This is a genomic window from Bremerella alba, from assembly GCF_013618625.1.
GTDB lineage: Bacteria > Planctomycetota > Planctomycetia > Pirellulales > Pirellulaceae > Bremerella > Bremerella alba.
In genome coordinates, this window is the sequence record NZ_JABRWO010000013.1 from 43,791 (window position 1) to 62,939 (window position 19,149).

Sequence of the window (19,149 nt, forward strand, 5' to 3'; positions counted from 1 at the left end):
AATCTCCAACGTTCTCGCAAAGCCGTCGGCGAATCAGCGATCGATTTCTCCCATGACAATATCAAGCGAACCAACGATCGCCGGGATATCGGCGATCAATCCGCCACGACAAAGCTCTTCTACGACTGAAAGATTGCTAAAACAACTGCTGCGAGCCCTGGCCCGACGAGGTATCGAGTCGCCGCCATCGGAGACGACATAGAACCCCATCTGCCCGCGAGGACACTCCGTTTCTAGATAGGTCTCACCTTGGGGCAACTTGGCTGACAACTTAATGGGCGTTCCCCAGTCGCCACTGGCCTCCTGATAGAAGTCCATCCCTTGGCGAATCAACTTGATCGCTTGGATTACCTCTAGCATTCGCACGTAAAACCGATGCCAACAATCGCCCAGTATGGCTTCTTCCGGCACGGCAGGATAAACCTGATCATTCGGATAGCTGCCATTTTTTTCAACGATCACCTCGAAGTCGTATCCCTTGTACATCGATCTATAACGTGGCTCACCGTCACGCCGAAGATCATGATCGACGCCTGAACCCCGTAGTACCGGTCCCGAGCAACCATAGGCAATTGCCATATCAGCCGACATGATCCCAATACCGGCAGTTCGCTTGATAAAAATTGCATTGGTTGTCAGCAAAGTGTGATAGTCTGGAATTTGGGGCTCGAACTGGTCCAGAAACTGGCGACACTTATCGATCCAGTCGGACGGCAAATCGGCCGTAACCCCCCCCGGGGTGATATAGCTGTAGGTCAGCCGCGCGCCACATACCCATTCGAGAAGGTCGAGAATCTTTTCTCGCTCGCGAAACGCATAGAGAAACGGACTGAAGGTGCCGAGATCAAGCCCGTAGGTCCCCATGCCCACCAGGTGGCTGGCAATACGGTTCAACTCCGCAATTATCACGCGAGTATGCCGCACCTTCTCAGGCAGATCGTAGTTCAATAATTTTTCGACAGCCAACGACCAACCGAGGTTCATATTCATACCGGCCAGATAATCCATCCGGTCGGTATAAGGAACGAACTGCCGGGGCGTGAGATTCTCGCCAATCTTCTCCGCACAGCGATGCAAATAACCAATATGCGGCACTACCTCTGAGACCACTTCGCCATCGGTTCTCAGAACGAGTCGAAGAACACCATGAGTACTAGGATGCTGTGGCCCCATGTTCACCAACATCTCGTCGGTGCGAACATCGAGTTCAATGATATCGGAATGATTCGTGTTGGACATTCAATTGGCTTTCAGCGAACTATCGCCCACGGATTCCGTGATACTCGAGCGGCATTTCGTAGTCTTTGCGAAGTGGATGCCCTACCCAATCTTCTGGGCACAAGATCCGTCGTAGATTTTGATGTCCGACAAACAGAACACCTGACAGATCGTATGCTTCACGCTCGTGCCAATCAGCCGTTCTCCAAACGCTGGCCACCGACGGCAATTCAGGAATTCGGCCTTCGACATCATCCTTCCATCTTGGAAGCATCACTTTCAGCACGCCAGTCGTCTTATGGCGAATGCTGGAAACGTGATAAACGACCTCAATGTGGGGTTCCCACTTTGCTTTGGCCGCTTTCTTCGGGTCGGTTTCGCAATAGTCCACGACGCAAATGGAATTCAAATAGTCGAACGCAATCTGGGGCTCTTCCTTCAGATAACGGCAAACGTCCACCACACTTGCGGGCACCACCTCAATCCATGGATCGACGTTTTGAAGATTCACACCGGAAATCTTATCACCGAAACGTTGCTTGAGCTTATGAACGAAGACTTCGTCGATCATGGTTGCTTAGTTCTTTCCTAAACGATCAAGTGGTCGTGACAACCTGAGTCGAATCGCGCCAGCTTGATTTAGATTTAGTTCGCGTGTGGGAATGCCCGGCCATTGATCGCACCCAATCGAGATCGCCTCGCTTCCAAACGTATGCGAACCCAACCATGAGAACCGCGAAAAAGACCATAATGTCTGCCACACACGTCCAAACCAACTTCGAAGCCGCATTCCTTGCCTGGGCATTGGTGGCAGCAACGTTCTCTGTCGCCAACAAATCTGCTTCTTCAACTGGCAACCCAAGTTCCGTGACTAGGCCTGCATAACCAGGACCAATCGCGCGGGTACCATCTTCCATTTCCACAATCGCAGGCGTATCCGGCCTGGCGATTTGAGTCGACTTGCCAAAGACGACGGCCCATGGAAAGAAAAAGGCGACTTCTACTTCGAAAATAATGAACAGCAATGCGACCACATAAAACCGCAGGTCGAACTGGACAAAGCTGGAGCCGATCGTCGGCTCTCCGCATTCGTAAATCTCCAACTTCTCAGCGTGCGGATTTTTCGGTCGCAGTATGCTTCCCAGCAAGAGGTTCACCAACACGAAGCCAAAGCCTGCCACGGTGAACAGGATCAGGTAAGCAACGATCGTTGTTGATAAACTCATCGGTGAAATAACTTTGAAGCATGGTCATTGATACGCCTCTGGGCGGTTCACATGACATCATTTAAGAGGCCATACGACAACTGTGCAACTAGTCGGATTGCTCGGACGGGCCTCCATGGACCGGGCTAAGCACCGCTTTGGATTCAGCCACGGCCGTCGGATTCAAGGTCGCTCGGCCCCAGGCAACGTCGATGGGCAAACGGGTAAAGTCAACCAGGGCACCATCGCGGCTGTAAGAACTTAGGTCGAGCGTGCCCCCCATGAAGATACAATCGACTGGGCACGGTTCGACGCACAAAGCACAGAACATGCACTTCGAGTAGTCGATTGTGAAATGCGTCAGCTTGAAGCCTTTGCCATTCTCGACTCGCTCCTTACCAATATAGATACAGTCGACCGGACAAACCTTGGCACACTGATCGCAACCAATGCAAGTAGTGACATCGAAGCGATGAAACCCTCGATAGCGGGGGGCCACTTGGACAGGCATCTCTGGATATTCGAAATGCTCGGTAAATGTTTTCCGATTTGGATCGTACGTTGACTTCCAAACGCGAAGCGTCACCCAAAGGCCCTGAATGACCGTTGTGATCGCCCGAATCAGATTTTTCCACCAACTAAGCATGCCTTCCCTTCGCACGAATATCCGTTGGCTGCGATTCATTTGAAAGCCGTGAGGCTTTCCCTTACAGGACCTGAGTTTATATTAATGGCAACAGACCCAACATTAACATTTCCTCCCCCACTGGCAAAGTGAAACCCAATAGCCAAGCAGTGGAGTAAACTACGTGAATTCCAGGGACCTTAGGGAAGCTTGGCAGCCAAGGCAAATGCTCCGGTTTTTTCGGTACATTCCTCGCGACTGGCTCCAGAATTCACTAAAGTCCACGATTTGCTTGCTTGACGCGGCTAATTTAGCGCGTAGAGTGAAGTGAGAGTTTCCTCGCGCACAACAGGCTGTTCTTGTTGCGTTTGGGAGATTTTCGAGGATGTCGCTGTATTAGGTTGAAATGTCTCGAACCTTTTGATTTCTGCTCAAGTCTAACGAAGGCACCAAGAAGGTTCAAGCATTCGACAAGGCAGTGCCGCCAAAATCATGAAAGTGTATTCCCCCCTTGGCGGTTGCGTGGAGAGCATAAAATGCTGGTATTATCGAGGAAGAAGAACGAGAGCATTGTCATCAATAACGACATCACCATTGTCGTTGTTGAAATTCGCGGTGATAAGGTTCGCCTAGGGGTCGAGGCCCCAAAGGAAGTCCCTGTACACCGCCGCGAAGTGTATGATGCTATCAAACGCAATGAGAGCGAACAGTCGGCGACTGATGCGTCGGCAAATTTGGAATCGGAATAGTCGCAAGATTATTGCCCCTCTCTCACTGTAACAACAAACGCCAACTGAATCTGCGAATTCTCACCGTATTCTGCTGCGGTTGCGTGTTTCGAAACTTTTTCGGTTAGTCCTGGAAGGTTTTTCTCTTCCTTACGGCTTCCCCCCTTGAAGACAACCAAAGCCATTGGGTATATTTAAGCCCTTCAACAAATGGCCCCTTCGTCTAGTGGTCTAGGACACCGGCCTTTCACGCCGGTAACACGGGTTCAAGTCCCGTAGGGGTCACTTCAAAGCCTTTCGTCTTCACGACGGAAGGCTTTTTTTGTGGACACCGTGGACCCTACCTACAGCTCGACAAGAACGTGGAACATTGCCTTCCCAGGGCGGCCGCTTCCCGATTCATCTTTGATAAGCAAGTTGAAGACCTACCGCGATTGCGGGTAGGCTTTCTTTCATCCAAAGCCCTGCACAAAAATAGCCAAGCAATATGACCAAGCACCCCTACGATGCCTTGCTCGTCCTCTCTTTCGGCGGCCCAGAAAAACCGGACGACGTCATTCCCTTTTTAGAAAACGTTCTCCGCGGGCGTAACGTTCCGCGTGAACGAATGCTGGAAGTAGCCGAGCACTACTATCACTTTGGGGGCAAAAGCCCGATCAACGACCAAAATCGATCGTTGATCGAAGCCCTCAAAGCAGAACTTGGGTCCCACAATATTCCGCTTCCGATCTACTGGGGAAATCGCAACTGGCACCCTCTTTTGACCGATACGCTGAAGCAGATGTTCGATAACGGACACCGCAAGGTGCTGGTTTTTGTCACTTCCATCTTCAGTTCCTACTCTGGTTGCCGCCAATACCGCGAAGACATCCAGCGAGCACTGCAAGAACTCGGCCTGGAAGAGGAGATGTCGGTCGACAAAATCCGGACCTTCTACAACCACCCCGACTTCATCCAGACAATGGCCAAGCGTGTTAGCGATGCGATCAGCGAGCTCCCCGAAGATGGCTCCGATCAGCGCAGGGTGCTGTTCACAGCGCACAGTATTCCCAACGCAATGGCAGCCAACTGCGCTTATGAAAAGCAGTTGCAGGAGAGCTCTCGCCTGATCTCAGAAGCTGTCGGCATCAAAGAGTGGTCTCTTGTTTACCAAAGCCGTAGCGGCCCTCCCCAACAACCATGGCTGGAACCGGACGTATGCGACACCATTCAGGAAATCGCCGATCACAAGTCCGCACAGCAGATTGTGGTCGTTCCGGTGGGTTTTGTTTCCGATCATATGGAAGTCATCTACGATCTGGATGACGAGGCCGCAAAACTATCCCAGAACGTTGGCATCCCGATGGCACGCGCCAAGACGGCAGGTGTTCACCCAGGATTCGTCAGCATGATCCGAAAGCTAATCGAAGAACGGATGGGGATTACTACCGAAAAAGAAGCGATCGGCAAGTACGGCCCATCTCACGATATCTGCCCGATCGATTGCTGCAAATACGAACCTCGTCGACCTGCCCCGGCTCAACCTATTGACTAGGCTATTGCTATGATACATCGGATTTTGATCACAGCTTTCGAGCCCTTCTTGCATTACCCGACCAACGCATCAATGCAGATTCTCACCCATTGGGCTAAGGACAACCCTTGCTCGGAGCGGTCTAGGTACACCACCGACATCTTGCCGGTCGACTACGATCTTGCAGAACCGCGTCTGGACGATCTGCATGCGGACCCATTCGACTTTGCGTTGCACCTGGGACAGTCACCTCGAATTCATGAATATCAACTGGAAATGGTGGCGATTAACCTTAAAAGTGATCCCGCCACACCTATTGCGACACTAAGCCCCTTGGGACCGACCGCATTTGCGAGTCAACTACCGCTAGACTCATGGTGCCAGGATTTGAGGCAACAAAACCTGCCCTCGTCCGTAAGCTTTCACGCAGGGACCTATCTGTGCAATGCAACCTATTACTGGTCGACGGAAATCTATCGTCAACGCAATATTTCCGATCGCAGCTTGTTCGTCCACGTTCCTCTTATCGACATGGCTGATTCTAATGCAGAAAATGACATACGCCGAGGTTCACGAATGCTGTCTCGACTAGTACGCCTGATTGAAGGACACCTCGACGGGAATCAAGCGTCACTTGCCTGCCGCGAGTGAATCTCCTGAAAGCCCCGAAAGGTCATGGCTGCCTTGTTGCAAGCGGCCCGAAAGGATTCAGGATAGGGAACCCCAGGCAGCGCAAAGACCTGCTGCCCTCCTTTAAAGAAAACAAGATCGGCGGATCGAAACCAAGCCTGACCAGGAAGCTGCCTCACTTCGATTTGATCGAACTCATCCAGAGCGATCTGACGCTCCATAGCACCTTGGATTCCACGCTCGACGTTCACATGACGATTTGTGATGCGATATCTCGTCCCCACCACCGGCAGCGCATTCCAAAGGTAGAGCGGAACAGCAATCGGAATGGATAGCAAGACGAAAAGATTGCCTACTGTGAAAAACGAAACGCCAGCCTTTTTCTCGTATAGCCGACCGAGAAACTGCCCGATAGATGTCGCCGACACAGACGGCCAGACAATTAATGCCGTCGACTCGTGCTGCGAACTTAATGTAAGCCCTGCAATGGCTTGTTTCATATGCGTTGCCCAACCTGATGGTTGGTAAAATCAAAGTTTATCGTGCACTAACCCGACTGACCGTTCTCTGACTGGTCATGCATATTTCCGCTGCGGAACGCATCGGCCATCGCCTTGGGGACCTCAGCTTCGGCAAATACAAGCTTGGCGCGATTCATGGCAACCTTTGCCTTGTTTTCCTGCTCGGAAGCAATCGCTTCAGCTCGGCGCTGCTCCGCTTTGGCGCGAGCCACACGTGTATCAGCTTCGGCTTGATCGTTTTGCAAGCGAGCCCCCACATTCTCACCAACGTCGATGTCAGCGATATCGATGGAAACAATTTCGTACGCCGTATGAGCATCGAGGCCCCGGGAGAGCACTGCCCGAGTAATCACATCAGGATTTTCTAACACGTGGGTGTGATGCTCGGAAGAACCAATCGCGGAGATAATACTCTCGCCGACACGTGCAATAATGGTTTCTTCCGTCGCACCACCAATCAACTGTTCGAGCGAAGTTCGTACCGTCACCTTAGCACGAACACGAAGTTCAACACCATTTCTTGCGATCGCACTGAGCGTGTTCTTGCCACTGCGGCGCGGGTCTGGGCATTCAATCACTTTAGGAAGCACACTGGTCCTCACCGCGTCAACCACATCTCGTCCGGCCAAGTCGATCGCGGCAGCTCGATCGAAGTCTAAGTCGATCCCAGCACGCTGTGCCGCAATGATAGCGTGAGTCACATGCATGACATTTCCGCCGGCCAAGTAATGGGCCTCCAAACGCTGCGTACTGATTCCGTTGCGTCTGTCGATATCGAGCCCAGACTGTTTCGCCATAATCTTGGCTTTGACAATCAGTCGGCTATTCACTTGGCGAAGGCTCATTCCCACCAAGCTCCACAGCGACACGTCGGCACTTGACATATATGCCTGAAACCAGAGCTGGCCGTAATTCAGCATGACAATGAGAATAACAATGCCCAAGGCGACCAACATGAACGTCGCCAAAGCGTAGACGTACCACATGGTTCCAGCTGCGTTGTCAATTTGGGCCAACAGCAACAATGCGTTATTCATGGGGGTTTGTTCTCACTCAGAGACGTTGCACAAGGGAGGAAGCATCATCGATTCTGCTGTCCGCAATCATAACGGATCACCCGGCACGACTCCAGCAATCACCCAAAGTCGAACTCGGTTTTCGTAGACCAGCACTCTTTACACTATTTAAAAGAACCTCACACAGGCAACACCTGGGCGTGTGAGGTCCTCTATTCGCTGTCTCACTCTCAGCAACTTCGTTATCGCACTGACGGGATTAACCGATGCTGTCTTGTGTCCAGGCCCCATCAATGAGTCGCCAAGTCTTGCCGTTAGGGCTCTCATCTTGAAGCTCCCGGGGGAGACGATTGGGCCGAACATTATCGAAACATTGCAGTGCCGCGAATCGATGTATCGAAGCGGGTATACCTACAGAAGTAAAGCCCGGATGCCCTGTCGCTGGAAAGGGGCCGCCATGATTCATCGCAATACTGACCGCAACACCGGTTGGCATTTTATCATCGATCAAACGACCGACCTTTTGCCGCAAATGGTCAGCGACCTGGTCGTAGGCTGGGTCATCACCACCGGCAGTATCTGAGTAGATGGTCCCAGTAAGATTACCTTCAAGCGAATCAATGACTGCACAAATTTCCGCCAAGTTCTTTGCCTTTACAATCAAAGAGCAGTTTCCAAAGGCCTCGGTTTGGAACACCTCGGAGGTGGCTAGAAATTTCTCTGCGGTTGTTGAAAGCAAAGTGTTCGGACAGGTATAACCCTGAGAAGAGCCCTCGCCACTACCGCTCACCTCGACGTCCGCCCCTGCGTCAATCAGTACCTTGAGATTCTGAGTAAGCCCAGCCTCAACACCTTTGGTAAGAAGCGTGCCACTAGGAGCTTGCATGAAGGCCTTCTTAGAGCTTTCTATAAACTTAGCCGTTTGGTCATCGTCCAACAAAATGACAAGACCCGGATTGGTACAAAACTGCCCGGCTGCCATCAAACAGCTGGTTTGAAACTCGGTAGCGATCGCTTCACCCCGTTCAGAGAGAGCCCCTGGCAAGATCACAACCGGATTCACGCTAGACATTTCCAGGTAAATCGGCTTGCCGACCTTGTCCGCAGCTTCCTTTAGCTTCAATCCGGCCGTCTTGCTGCCGGTAAAACCAATTGCCCCGAGACGATGATCGGCCACGAATTTCAAGCCATCTTCGTTGGCCATGTGGTAAATCAACTGCACCGTAGCCGACGGAAGCCCCGACTCATTGGCAGCTTGTTGTGCGAGCTTAACCAGTTCGCGAGTGGTCCCTGGCTGAGCCGGATTGGCCTTCACAATGACTGGGTTTCCGGCTGCGATCGCCGCTGCGAAGTCGCCCCCTGCGGCACCGTTGAATGCCAGGGGAAAGTTGTTCGGGCCGAAGACTGCTACCGGACCAATGCCAGCAAAGTACGAACGAATACCACTCTTGGTGTCAATCGTTGCAGCTCGCCACGATCCATCAACCGCCGCTGCGGCAGCCAAGCGTAGCTGATTGATGGTACGGGGCATTTCCACATCAAGTAATCGCGGCGATATAGGCAATCCACTTTCTAAATTGGCCAGTTCACAGATCGCTTGCTTGTTATCGTCAAGCAGTTCGGCAAATCGATTGAGGAACAGCTCTAGTTTTTCTACCGCCATCTGACGCATTTCCTGGAATGCGGTTGCCGAAGCCGCTAGGGCCTGGTCGACGTCACTCCAGGAGCTAATCGGATACTGTTCCGGCAGCGTCTGTTTGCGTGTGGGGTTCTCGGCTTGAAACGTTTCGTTGTGCTCAGCGTCTCGCCATTTTCCACCGATGAGAACCTGTTCTGCCGCCATGAAACCAATCACCTTTCCCGATGCATTACGGTCTATGTCACCCTTGAATGACCTTACTGGTAAGGGTGCCGATACCTGAAATCTGGATACTCACGATGTCTTGCGGATGAAGAGTGAAGTCGTTGTCAGGAACGATTCCCGTTCCCGTCAGCAAAAAAGCTCCGCGTGGAAAATGCTGATCTCGGAAGAGATACTCAACCAGGCCTTCCAAAGGGCGGGCCAATTGATCGAGGCTCGTTTCCCCCTGAAAGACCTCACTCTCTGCCCGAACGATACTCAACTGCACTTTAACCTGGGAAAGTTCGGAATGTTGCTTCCAATACTCAGAAGCCAAAACAACCCAAGGCCCTAATCCGCAACACTGGTCATAAACTTTTGCTTGCGGGAGATAAAGGGGGTTCTCTCCTTCGATGTCTCGACTGCTCATGTCGTTACCGATCGTTACACCGACTATTTGCCCGCGAGAATTCAAGGCCAACGCAAATTCTGGCTCAGGAACATTCCACTTGGAATCTTTACGAATTCGCAAAGTCTGCCCCGTTCCGGTAACCCGGCCTGGGGTCGCCTTGAAGAAAAGCTCGGGGCGATCCGACATGTAAACACGATCGTAACAATCGGCGGCGGCTTCCGACTCTTCCATTCGCGCCGTTTGACTACGCTTATACGTCACGCCAGCCGCCCAAACTTCCTGTTGATCGATGGGGGGTAACAGGACAACTTGATCGAGTTCGATCGTATCTTGCGCGTTGGCAAGTAATGACTCGACCTTTTGCACAGGATCATCCGCATCGAGGATCTCAAAGAGACTAGTGATATCCTGGCCGGAAAACTGAACCACTTCGTTGTCGCGCACCATACCCACCGCTGGGCTTCCGTGGGTTCCAATAAACTTTGCTAGGCGCATAGCTGTTAATCTTTCGATGAATGGGGGGGGGAATTCTTTCGCCATATTCTAACCCTGGGGAAGGGGCGAATGTAGACGCAGTACAGCAGCAATTGGCTGCCCCGGAATTAAGCACTGCGGGCGCGCATCCGTAGCATTCGTAATGCAGAATGACCGCATTCCCTGATTGAGACAGGGCTAGTAGCATCGCTAACTCTCGCCACAGTCAGTGCCTACGGCAGGTGGCCAAAGTGTAACCACCTAAGGGTTTATGGTACGCGGCATGCAGTTTGCTTTGACGGTTGTGTCCGCGACTCAATGGCCACCCTCTCCTTCTAGTTATCTCCACCATGGCTAATAGGGCCAAAGTTCCGATTGGCGAACGACCTGGAGACAACCCTAGCGAGGATCATGCCGCCTTTGCTGTCGCGAGGAGCTATCTTGCGGCTGACGTGCGCACCGTTGCCGGCCGGTGATTTGGTTGTCGGGAGAGGGCACCTGGTTGCCGGATCGGCGCGGTGCGACGTAGCCTACCTTTTAGTCGACCCCTTGTTCTTACCGCGAACCTTTCTACATGGTTTGTGTATAATACTGATAGCCGTTCTGTTGTCGGCCAGAACGCTCTGACCATGAAAACTCGTCGACTTGTCAGCCGAACCAAGCTGACCATCTCTATGTCACTACCGTCGAAACTGCGTCGCCAGATTGCTCATCAGGCTGCGCGCATGCTGTATGACCGCCAGGAATCTGAGTACTACCATGCCAAGATGAAAGCAGCCCGGCGAGTCCAACGAGGCTGGGTCAAGGAAGCCGACCTTCCCACGAACGCTGAGATTCGTGACGAAGTGCAGTCGATGGCCCGAATGTTTGAGGGGGATACCCGACTCGACAACCTTTTAACCATGCGTCTGGAAGCGCTGCGGATGATGAAAATTCTCGAGCGTTTTCGCCCTAAAATTGTCGGGAGCGTTCTGACAGGGCACGTCCGCAAAGGATCCGATATCGATCTCCATATTTTCAGCGACAGCATGTCGGCAGTTACTGCTACGCTGGAAGCCGAAGGGATTCGCTACGACGTGCAGCGAAAGCACGTCAACAAACCAGGCGCTGCAGGCATCTATACTCACATTCATATTCGCGAAGAATATCCTTTTGAACTCACCGTCCGGGCAACGAAGGATGCCTCGGCTGTTTCCAAAAGTTCGATCACCGGCAAACCGCAAGAACGCATGAGCATTGCCGAGTTCGATCATTTTCTAGCAGAGTCGTACAACGAGATCGAATACTCGGAAGGATTAGCCGCGGTCGAAAATCAAGTCGATCGCTTTCTTCAGTTCGAGGCTTTGCTGTTACCTCTGGAAAACGTCAAGCAAAGCCCTAAATGGCATCCAGAAGGAGACGCACTTTACCACAGCCTTCAAGTGTTCGACCTGGCTCGAGACCACTTGCCTTACGATGAAGAGTTCCTGCTAGCCGCCCTTCTGCATGACGTCGGAAAAGGAATTGATCCACACGATCACGTTCTAGCAGGCCTAGAAGCACTCGGGGAGGATATAACAGAACGAACATACTGGCTCATTGCACATCACATGGAAGCCGCACTCGTTGTGGACGGCACAATCGGAGCGAGAGCCAAACGCCGCTTGAAAGAGTCTGAGGATTATGAAGAGCTAGTCCTATTGGCACGCTGTGATCGTGAAGGCAGAAAAGTTGGCGTAGAAACGTCCGAACTGGAAGAAGCAATCGACTACCTGCGTCAACTTTCGTATGAATGCGACGCGTGGTGAGCGAAACTAAAGAGAAACGGGATCGTCAATCCAATCTTCTAGCCCTGCGCAAGCACTCGACTTTCGCAGTTTCCGCAGGGCGGCAATCTCGATCTGCCGAATTCGTTCGCGGGTCAGTGAAAAGGCCTGACTCACTTCTTCCAATGTTTGCGTTTGGCCATCGGGAATGCCATATCGCCGGCACAGTATCTCTTGCTCACGTGGCGTTAGGACACTAAAGACACTCGCCAGTAGTTTCTGGACCGTCTCGCGACTTGCTTCCGAGAGTCCTGAAAAGTCATCTCGCGCCGGCAGCATATCGGCAAAATCATCGTCGTCGTAAGACTTTAAATCAAGCGACATCGGTCCACGCATCAGCACGTCGGCCTGCAGAACATCCCGTTCGGTTACCTTGGCGCGACTTGCCGTTTCTTCGATCGTTGGATCGCGATTCTCTTCCTGGCGAAACTGAGCTTTGGACAATTGTACGTTCTGAATCCGCTCCTGCATTCTCGCCGGCACTCGAATCAACTTTGCCTGGTCGGCAATGGCTTTCAGGATCGCTTGGCGGATCCACCAAGTCCCGTAGGTGGCGAACTTGAAACCGAGTGACACGTCGAACTTTTCGACGGCTCGAATCAGACCTACATTTCCTTCCTGAATCAAATCTAGAAAGCTCAGGCCACGATTTCGATAGCTTTTGGCAATGGAAACCACCAGACGCAAGTTCGCAGCGACTAGTTCCTTTTTTGCACGACAGTACGTTTCATGCGCCTCACGAATCTTTGGCCACTGAAACGCGAGTGTTCCCGGCGTCTCTTGATAGAGCTCAAAAATCTCCAACGCCTCTGGAGAGACCGGCATGTCGAACATCTGCCTTGCTGTACAGCCGACCGATAGATCAAGCGATTCAAGTGCCTGCTCAATTTTACGTTGCCAGTCCGGCAAGAATTTCTCTCGCAATCCTAGTGACTCTAGAAGACAAGCAATTGCATGGCGGCGGCGCATAAGGCGCTGGACCGCACGCTCACGCCGCTGAGGTGTTTCTTCTTCGGTACGCATGGCCACAGAAATATCGTAGCGATTACGATGCGACGACTCTGCGAGCTGCTCAATGGCCTCGCGAACATTGCTTTGCAGTTTCGCTTTCTGGCCTGGGCCGCTGATGGTAACTTCCAACGTGCGATCAAGCCGCCGGCTGCCTTGAGCGACTTCGACCAAGAGATCACACACCATAGTCGCCACTATTCCACAACCAAATAATCGGCGAAGGTAGCCGCGACGCGTTTCGGCGACACGTCGGGTAAGATGCTGCTCTTGCTGTGGAGTCAGTCGGGCGATCTTTCCCATCTCGACGAGATAGGTACGAAGTGATTCGGAATCCGGGGCCTGGCGTTTTTCTAACCCATCGATAGAAGACTCCTCCTGAGCTTTTTTTCGACTTGGCACAAGCGGATCGGCATTTGATAAGGAATCGGCGTAGGCGTGCTCTTCTTGACTGCCCACGGTACTGCCGCTTCCCTTGCTCATCTTCGACGTTTCTCCCCTTTGGCTGGATAGACTGCCTGGATATTCGTCCGACGAACATCTATATCCAACGTGGTTTTCCGCAATGTCGTAGTAGACGAGATCTGGCCCTCATCTGCCGCACAGCGTCATTCTATGCAGCTCGCCTCACAAAGAAAGGATTTCACCCCCCGAAATCCCCAGACCACTGACTCTGCACGGCAATCCGTACAAACTCCAAGAGCAACCCCTGGAGCCCATCGCTCAAGGACTAGAGGTTCTCTGCTTCGACGACCAAGTAGAGTTCGTAAGCTGAGAGACCATTACGGCCGACGTTTTCCAGCCTAGGAGCAAGCGTTTCATGCTTCTCCTTCAATCGCATCAATTCGCGACCTGCCAGCTGTCCGTTTCCGTCTCGATCGAATTCGCTCAACAACGACTTTGTTTGATCATACGACTGAGGATTGAGTATCTTCTGCTCCCAACCCTTAAGCACAAGCTGGATTTGGTCTGACGACAGAGCGAATTCCAGACGCGACACATTGCCATCTCGAGAACGATCCACCAGTGCGTGCCACTGCAAGAGCGGCGGAGCATTCACAGTGACAAAGCGAGCATTCGCAGAAAAATCTTCACGCGACCACACGCCGTCTACATTAGCATCCAAACGATACCAAATTTTGCGGATGGATTCGCTGCCGTTCCAACGCACCGAGGCGACGGCAAGATGAAACTCTGCAATCGAAATCTGTTGATTCATGTCCTGGTCGATTGCAATTAAAGCCTCCTCGCTTAATGCCGGAACAGCCCCTTCGGTCTGCGTGAAGCGGAACCAGGCCTGCTGCGCCTCCGAATCAGAAATCTGACTATCTTGGTTGAGATCGGCCCAGGCAGAAACCTCTTCGATAACTTCATCCTGCTTGAAATTGACTAACTCAATACGATCCAATTCGGGATCTTCCTGAGGATCGAGATTAAAAACACTTCGGGCCAGCGAGCCTGGTCGTTTCATCGTGGAAGCAGGTTTGGGCATTTCTCCTGGTTTGTTACGAACATTTACCCGTATACCGATTGGGCTCCGTTCCATCGTCGGATCATCCATGGGGATGACTTCCGCAGGAGAATTCCCCTGGCCATTTGCAAGCTCCTCGACTGTGGGGAAGGGGGAGGACTTCGGCTGTTCGGTCGGATTTTCAATGGTTGGCGTCTCGCCAGCTGCATCAGGATTAACGTTCGGCTTCAAATCGGTGGGCGGAACAGAATCACGATGGGCGATCCTTGGATCGCTGCCTGAGCCAAAAAACCCAGACTGATAAGTAATTCCCAAGCCCGCCGCAATCAAAAGACAGGCCGCGATCGCAATCCACGCCGCCAATGCGTACGAAGAGTCCTGCTGACGACGACGATTGGCAACCGAACGATCCGAAGAAGTTGCCAGGGAGACTCCGGGGACGACGGAATCGTGTTCCTGCTGCCCATGTTCCTGCTGACGCTGCGCGATCTGAGCCAGAATCCCCTGAGAAAAGTCCGCTGGACAAGGGACTTCCGGCAAGGTGCGTACGGCATTAACGGTCTCTACCAACTGTCGGTAGCGACCACGCCATTCGGGGGAGTTGGCCAACTGCGACTCAATTTGCAAACGTTCTTCTTCTGAAACTTCCCCATCCAGGAAAGCCGAAAGAAGTTCGTCATTGAGTTGCAAATTCATTGCTCTAAGCCACCTAAACGGCCGTGTCGACTAATTTTAATTTGCTGCAACCTATTTCTATTAATAGAGTTAGGCCTGCAGACTTAGGATCACAACATCGTAAGAATTGTTGTCCAAAAATGTAGATGGCCTTGTAGCCATGAAAGTTCCGCAAATCCAGCCCAAAACTTCCGTCATTTTGATTGACTAGCTGACAGCACTGACATCGCACGAACTACGCCTTCTTCCCAGCTTGCCTCTAAAGTAAGGTCTTCTGACGAACACACAAGAACCAATCAAGAATCCAAAGCACTTTTTCGTTCGTCTTACGTAATGGCCTATGACCGGGGAATTCGAGACCACTCCAATTTAGGGGAATTTCCTGGCAATTTATTTGAACCGAATCGACTAACAAAAGATAATGAGGTCCGTCCCAAACCACACGTCGGCCTCCCATCTCAGTCCTTATCCCAACCGGAAGCCCATGACTTTTCGGCCCGCCCCTGCATCTCGTTGTGTCGGATTGTGCCTCGTTCTTCTCTTGAACGCTGGCGTCCCTGAAACTGCTAGTGCACAGCAAGATGTTTATCCAAAAGTTCAGTCTGGGCCAGCAGAGGTGCGTCCGGAAGGCTCCGCGCGCGGTACGCGTCCTTCCCCAAGCGGAGAAAAACCAAAACCAGAAGGAACCAAGTCGGCACCTAAAGAGGGAGAGACTAAGCCAGACGAAAAGAAGGATGGTGCGAAGTCTGGTGACAACCCTATGGAAGGCAACAAAGGCCCCATCCAGCGCAAAGATGAACCAGAAAAACCTTCAGATCCAGAAGAGTTAAAGGTTCGTCCCGACGAACGTGGCATGGTCCGCTTCAATTTCCGAGGTCAAGCTTGGCCCGATGTCTTAGACTGGCTGGCCGATATCTCGAATGCCAGCCTGGACTGGCAAGAATTGCCTGGCGACTATCTGAATCTCACGACCCAACGAGCTTACAGCGTGGACGAAGTCCGCGACCTATTGAATGAACGTTTGATGACCCGCGGCTATACCATCTTGCAGCAGCAGGAAGGGTTCGTGGTTGCAAAGTTGGAAGGACTCAATCCCGCTCGCGTTCCCCGAGTCCATTCGGAAGACCTGCGCCATCGTGACGCGCACGAATTCGTCAAGGTTTCCTTCCCGCTCAGTTGGTTAATGGCCGAAGATGCTGTGGAAGAGCTGAAACCCATGCTGAGCAAGCATGGATCGATGTCGGCCCTGGCTACCTCGAACCGCCTGGAAGTCTTAGATGTTGCCTCCAACGTGCGAGAGATTCAGCATGTGCTGCAGGAAGAACAATCGTCAGAGGTTCGATCTTCCAAAGTCCACGAGTTCTTCCTTCGTTATACGCGAGCCGAAGAGGTGATGTCTCAGCTTCAATCGCTGCTGGGAATGAACAAATCTAGCGGTGGCGGAATGGCGGCCATGAATCCGCAGATGATGCAGCAGATGCAACAAATGCAGCAGCAAATGATGCAGCAGATGCAACGACAACAACAAGGCGGAGGCAACAAGGCTCGTCAACGGTCGAATACGCCGGATGACATTCATCTAGTAATTAATTCTCGGCAAAACAGCATCATCGCAAACGCCCCGCCAGACAAGCTTGTAGTCATCGCAGAGGCGGTCAAAATGTTCGATGTTCCCCCGCAACCAGGTGCGACCATCGGTGCCAATTTTCAACGCGTGAAAGTGTATCGTCTCGCCCAGTTGGATCCGAAGGCGCTTCAAGCGATGCTGCTGCAAGCGGGAAATCTCGATCCCACCACCCAGTTGGTCACCGACGACAAGAACAAAGCCCTGATCGCCTACGCGACGCCAGCGGATCAAATTACCATCGAAGCGCTTATTAGCAAGCTGGACGGTACAGGGCGCCAATTCAAAGTGATCCGTCTTCGTCGACTTCAGGCCGATTATGTTGCCGGCTCGATTCAGTTCATGATGGGAAGCGAGGAAGAAGAAGACGATAGCAATTCACGGCGAGGATACTATTCCTATTACGGCTATGGCCGGCAGCAAGAGGAAACCAAGAGCAACGACAAATTCCGTGTTGATGCCGATGTTGTCAACAACCGCCTACTGATCTGGGCCAACGATATCGAACTTGAAGCGGTCGAAAATCTGCTTGTCCAACTAGGCGAGATCCCATCCGGGGGCGATTCACAGCGAGGCCGCTTGCGTACACTTGATATGGGTTCCAGCCAGTCGGCTCAGGAATTGGTCAAAAAGCTGAAAGAGGTCTGGCCACAAGTTTCCCCTGCAACGCTGAAAGTCGAAGTAGCAAAGCCAAAAGAAAAGATCGAACCGGAACCAACGAAGACGGATGAGACGAAAGAAAAGAAAGAGGAAGCAAATAGCTCGGTGAATCATCGCCAAGGCATTACCGTGCCGGTCCATTTAGCCGTCGCCACACAAAAAGAAGAGGTCCCGACTGACAAAGAGATTCCAGACGCAGGCATTGCCGACGACAACCCAATAGAAGGCCTTACCCAGGAAGAGCTAAAGCAGAAGTACTTTCCACAGGCCAGCACCGAAGAAAAGAAACCTAATGCGGACCAGTCAGTGGTGATTCAAATCGACGAAAACGGTCGGATGACGTTGGCGTCGGAAAACCCGGCGGTGTTGGATCTGCTAGAAGATATTCTCTTAGAGATGACGCCACCTCCCAAGGACTACGAAATCTTCAAACTTAAACATGCCCCGGCCCTTTATGTGTCGTGGAATTTGGAAGACTTCTTCGAGGAAAAAGAGGAGGAAGACACTTCTTCCCGGACACCTTGGTTCCTGAGCTACAACCAGCCGGATGAAAAAGAAGACCCGCGTCGGTTGTCGCAGAGAGCTCCCATTAAATTCCTACCGGACATCGATACCAATACGATCCTCGTTCAAAACGCCAGCGCCGAGCAATTGGTGACCATTCGCGAATTGATCGAACTTTACGATAAACCTGAGCCCGTTGTCGAAGAAACAAAACGCCTCAATGCGACCTACGCCGTCCGCTATTCAAGGGCATCGGCTATCGCAGAATCGGTCAAGGAAGTCTTTCGCGATCTCCTCTCGTCAAACGACAAGTCTCTGCAAGCTCCTCAACAACAAGGGGGCGATCGTGAAAAATCGGACGAGCGTTCGGCAAGCGACTATGTTTCTCGCAGCAGTGGATCTGCGTTTCGCGGCAAGCTATCGATCGGCGTGGATGACATTTCCAACACGCTGCTGGTCTCGACCGAAGGAGAGAACCTGATGAAGCTTGTGATGGATATGGTGAAACGAATCGACGAATCCGCCAAACAAGTATCCACCGTGCGGGTTGTCAACTTGAAGACTGGCGTTGGCGGAGACAAGTTTCGAGAACTTATGAATCGCCTGCTGGAAAAACAAGATCCGCAACAAGCCCAACAACAGCAGCTGCAAAACCAAAACGGACAGCCTGGCGGCCCCCAGCCTAATCCAAACGGACAACGGGGACCGAGAAACTGGCAGCAGAATCGCGGCCAACCTCAAGCCATCGAGGCAAACAATTAGAGATCACGGCCTTCGGTTTGGGCAATCAGTTTTCGCACGTCTTCGGGAATAACAATCGGCCGCTGATTTGCATAATCGAAGTAGACCACACCCGACTCTCCGTCAGCGACAACATGACCTTGCGTAACGCTATAGATAGCGTGCTCGACCTTCATGCTTGTCCCACCTAGCTTTACCATCCGCGCACCGATGAGGACGGTATCCGGATATCGAAGTTGCTTTCGGTAATTGCAGTGCACCGAAGCCAGAATCGGCCCACAGCCGGTCGCTTCCATAATGGGATTCAGACCGGAAACTTCCAGGTAGCGGACGCGAGAAGTCTCGAACCAGCGCAGGTAGACAATATTGTTTACATGCTGGAACGAGTCCATGTCTCCCCATTGAACCGGCACCTGGGCCACGGCAGGAAATTCTGCCAGTTCCGGCGGGAGGTCGCTACGGTCGATCATGACTTCTCC

General features: G+C 52.2%; 16 protein-coding genes and 1 tRNA gene. 6 read left to right on the forward strand and 11 right to left on the reverse strand.

Annotation, left to right across the window (positions count from 1 at the left end):
- Positions 1-33: 33 nt before the first annotated feature.
- From HOV93_RS20940 to HOV93_RS20955, 4 genes are all read right to left on the reverse strand, one after another.
- The gene (locus HOV93_RS20940; protein WP_207398501.1) at positions 34-1,239 is read right to left on the reverse strand and encodes an NADH-quinone oxidoreductase subunit D; all 1,206 of its coding nucleotides are present in this window, start codon (positions 1,237-1,239) and stop codon (positions 34-36) included.
- Between the two features lie 19 nt (positions 1,240-1,258).
- Positions 1,259-1,789: an NADH-quinone oxidoreductase subunit C gene (locus HOV93_RS20945; RefSeq protein ID WP_207398502.1), complete on the reverse strand. Its 531-nt coding sequence runs from the start codon at positions 1,787-1,789 to the stop codon at positions 1,259-1,261.
- Positions 1,790-1,814: 25 nt separating this feature from the next.
- A complete protein-coding gene (locus tag HOV93_RS20950) occupies positions 1,815-2,444 on the reverse strand; it encodes an NADH-quinone oxidoreductase subunit A (RefSeq protein WP_207398503.1) in 630 nt (209 codons plus the stop codon).
- Positions 2,445-2,532: 88 nt separating this feature from the next.
- Positions 2,533-3,069 (reverse strand): NuoI/complex I 23 kDa subunit family protein, encoded by a 537-nt coding sequence (locus HOV93_RS20955; protein ID WP_207398504.1) that lies wholly within the window; start codon positions 3,067-3,069, stop codon positions 2,533-2,535.
- Between the two features lie 515 nt (positions 3,070-3,584).
- Between HOV93_RS20955 and csrA the strand changes: the two genes are divergently transcribed.
- The 4 genes from csrA to HOV93_RS20975 all read left to right on the forward strand — a co-directional run bounded on the left by csrA (position 3,585) and on the right by HOV93_RS20975 (position 5,940).
- Positions 3,585-3,797: a carbon storage regulator CsrA gene (gene csrA / locus HOV93_RS20960; RefSeq protein WP_207398505.1), complete on the forward strand. Its 213-nt coding sequence runs from the start codon at positions 3,585-3,587 to the stop codon at positions 3,795-3,797.
- A gap of 191 nt (positions 3,798-3,988) precedes the next feature.
- Positions 3,989-4,061 (forward strand) — tRNA-Glu (locus tag HOV93_RS20965).
- A 202-nt stretch (positions 4,062-4,263) separates the two neighbouring features.
- On the forward strand, positions 4,264-5,310 hold the full coding sequence (locus HOV93_RS20970) for a ferrochelatase (RefSeq protein ID WP_207398506.1): 1,047 nt from the start codon (positions 4,264-4,266) through the stop codon (positions 5,308-5,310).
- Positions 5,311-5,319: 9 nt separating this feature from the next.
- Positions 5,320-5,940: a pyroglutamyl-peptidase I family protein gene (locus HOV93_RS20975; RefSeq protein WP_207398507.1), complete on the forward strand. Its 621-nt coding sequence runs from the start codon at positions 5,320-5,322 to the stop codon at positions 5,938-5,940.
- Here the strand turns inward: HOV93_RS20975 and HOV93_RS20980 are convergent.
- The 4 genes from HOV93_RS20980 to HOV93_RS20995 all read right to left on the reverse strand — a co-directional run bounded on the left by HOV93_RS20980 (position 5,913) and on the right by HOV93_RS20995 (position 10,203).
- A complete protein-coding gene (locus HOV93_RS20980) occupies positions 5,913-6,419 on the reverse strand; it encodes a PH domain-containing protein (RefSeq protein ID WP_207398508.1) in 507 nt (168 codons plus the stop codon). The genes HOV93_RS20975 and HOV93_RS20980 overlap by 28 nt on opposite strands.
- Before the next feature lie 47 nt (positions 6,420-6,466).
- Positions 6,467-7,477, reverse strand: a complete 1,011-nt coding sequence (gene floA, locus HOV93_RS20985) for a flotillin-like protein FloA (protein WP_207398509.1) — start codon at positions 7,475-7,477, stop codon at positions 6,467-6,469.
- Positions 7,478-7,715: 238 nt separating this feature from the next.
- Positions 7,716-9,299 carry an aldehyde dehydrogenase family protein gene (locus HOV93_RS20990; protein WP_207398510.1) on the reverse strand — a complete coding sequence of 528 codons (1,584 nt, stop codon included), beginning with the start codon at positions 9,297-9,299 and terminating at the stop codon, positions 7,716-7,718.
- 37 nt (positions 9,300-9,336) lie between these two features.
- Entirely contained in the window at positions 9,337-10,203 is an 867-nt protein-coding gene (locus tag HOV93_RS20995) for a fumarylacetoacetate hydrolase family protein (RefSeq protein WP_207398511.1), read from the reverse strand.
- A 608-nt stretch (positions 10,204-10,811) separates the two neighbouring features.
- Between HOV93_RS20995 and HOV93_RS21000 the strand changes: the two genes are divergently transcribed.
- The gene (locus HOV93_RS21000; protein WP_235990751.1) at positions 10,812-11,969 is read left to right on the forward strand and encodes an HD domain-containing protein; all 1,158 of its coding nucleotides are present in this window, start codon (positions 10,812-10,814) and stop codon (positions 11,967-11,969) included.
- 6 nt (positions 11,970-11,975) lie between these two features.
- Here the strand turns inward: HOV93_RS21000 and HOV93_RS21005 are convergent, their stop codons facing one another.
- Entirely contained in the window at positions 11,976-13,478 is a 1,503-nt protein-coding gene (locus HOV93_RS21005) for an RNA polymerase sigma factor RpoD/SigA (protein ID WP_207398512.1), read from the reverse strand.
- 247 nt (positions 13,479-13,725) lie between these two features.
- Complete coding sequence (locus tag HOV93_RS21010) at positions 13,726-15,162, reverse strand: zf-HC2 domain-containing protein (protein ID WP_207398513.1); 1,437 nt, start codon at positions 15,160-15,162, stop codon at positions 13,726-13,728.
- A gap of 463 nt (positions 15,163-15,625) precedes the next feature.
- Here HOV93_RS21010 and HOV93_RS21015 point away from each other — a divergent pair, with 463 nt between their 5' ends.
- The gene (locus HOV93_RS21015) at positions 15,626-18,691 is read left to right on the forward strand and encodes a secretin N-terminal domain-containing protein (protein WP_207398514.1); all 3,066 of its coding nucleotides are present in this window, start codon (positions 15,626-15,628) and stop codon (positions 18,689-18,691) included.
- On the opposite strand, the gene HOV93_RS21020 is transcribed toward HOV93_RS21015, so the two are convergent.
- Positions 18,688-19,140, reverse strand: coding sequence for an acyl-CoA thioesterase (locus tag HOV93_RS21020; protein WP_207398515.1), 453 nt, complete (start codon positions 19,138-19,140; stop codon positions 18,688-18,690). The genes HOV93_RS21015 and HOV93_RS21020 overlap by 4 nt on opposite strands.
- Between the last annotated feature and the right edge of the window lie 9 nt (positions 19,141-19,149).

Bases quoted from the DNA above. Each gene is read 5' to 3' on its own strand.
- HOV93_RS20945 (WP_207398502.1), bottom strand. From the start codon at position 1,789: ATGATCGACGAAGTCTTCGTTCATAAGCTCAAGCAACGTTTCGGTGAT.
- HOV93_RS21005 (WP_207398512.1), bottom strand. From the start codon at position 13,478: ATGAGCAAGGGAAGCGGCAGTACCGTGGGCAGTCAAGAAGAGCACGCC.
- HOV93_RS20975 (WP_207398507.1), top strand. From the start codon at position 5,320: ATGATACATCGGATTTTGATCACAGCTTTCGAGCCCTTCTTGCATTAC.
- HOV93_RS21020 (WP_207398515.1), bottom strand. From the start codon at position 19,140: ATGATCGACCGTAGCGACCTCCCGCCGGAACTGGCAGAATTTCCTGCC.
- HOV93_RS20995 (WP_207398511.1), bottom strand. From the start codon at position 10,203: ATGCGCCTAGCAAAGTTTATTGGAACCCACGGAAGCCCAGCGGTGGGT.
- HOV93_RS20940 (WP_207398501.1), bottom strand. From the start codon at position 1,239: ATGTCCAACACGAATCATTCCGATATCATTGAACTCGATGTTCGCACC.
- HOV93_RS21010 (WP_207398513.1), bottom strand. From the start codon at position 15,162: ATGAATTTGCAACTCAATGACGAACTTCTTTCGGCTTTCCTGGATGGG.
- HOV93_RS20990 (WP_207398510.1), bottom strand. From the start codon at position 9,299: ATGGCGGCAGAACAGGTTCTCATCGGTGGAAAATGGCGAGACGCTGAG.
- csrA (WP_207398505.1), top strand. From the start codon at position 3,585: ATGCTGGTATTATCGAGGAAGAAGAACGAGAGCATTGTCATCAATAAC.
- HOV93_RS21000 (WP_235990751.1), top strand. From the start codon at position 10,812: ATGAAAACTCGTCGACTTGTCAGCCGAACCAAGCTGACCATCTCTATG.
- HOV93_RS21015 (WP_207398514.1), top strand. From the start codon at position 15,626: ATGACTTTTCGGCCCGCCCCTGCATCTCGTTGTGTCGGATTGTGCCTC.
- HOV93_RS20970 (WP_207398506.1), top strand. From the start codon at position 4,264: ATGACCAAGCACCCCTACGATGCCTTGCTCGTCCTCTCTTTCGGCGGC.
- floA (WP_207398509.1), bottom strand. From the start codon at position 7,477: ATGAATAACGCATTGTTGCTGTTGGCCCAAATTGACAACGCAGCTGGA.
- HOV93_RS20950 (WP_207398503.1), bottom strand. From the start codon at position 2,444: ATGAGTTTATCAACAACGATCGTTGCTTACCTGATCCTGTTCACCGTG.
- HOV93_RS20980 (WP_207398508.1), bottom strand. From the start codon at position 6,419: ATGAAACAAGCCATTGCAGGGCTTACATTAAGTTCGCAGCACGAGTCG.
- HOV93_RS20955 (WP_207398504.1), bottom strand. From the start codon at position 3,069: ATGCTTAGTTGGTGGAAAAATCTGATTCGGGCGATCACAACGGTCATT.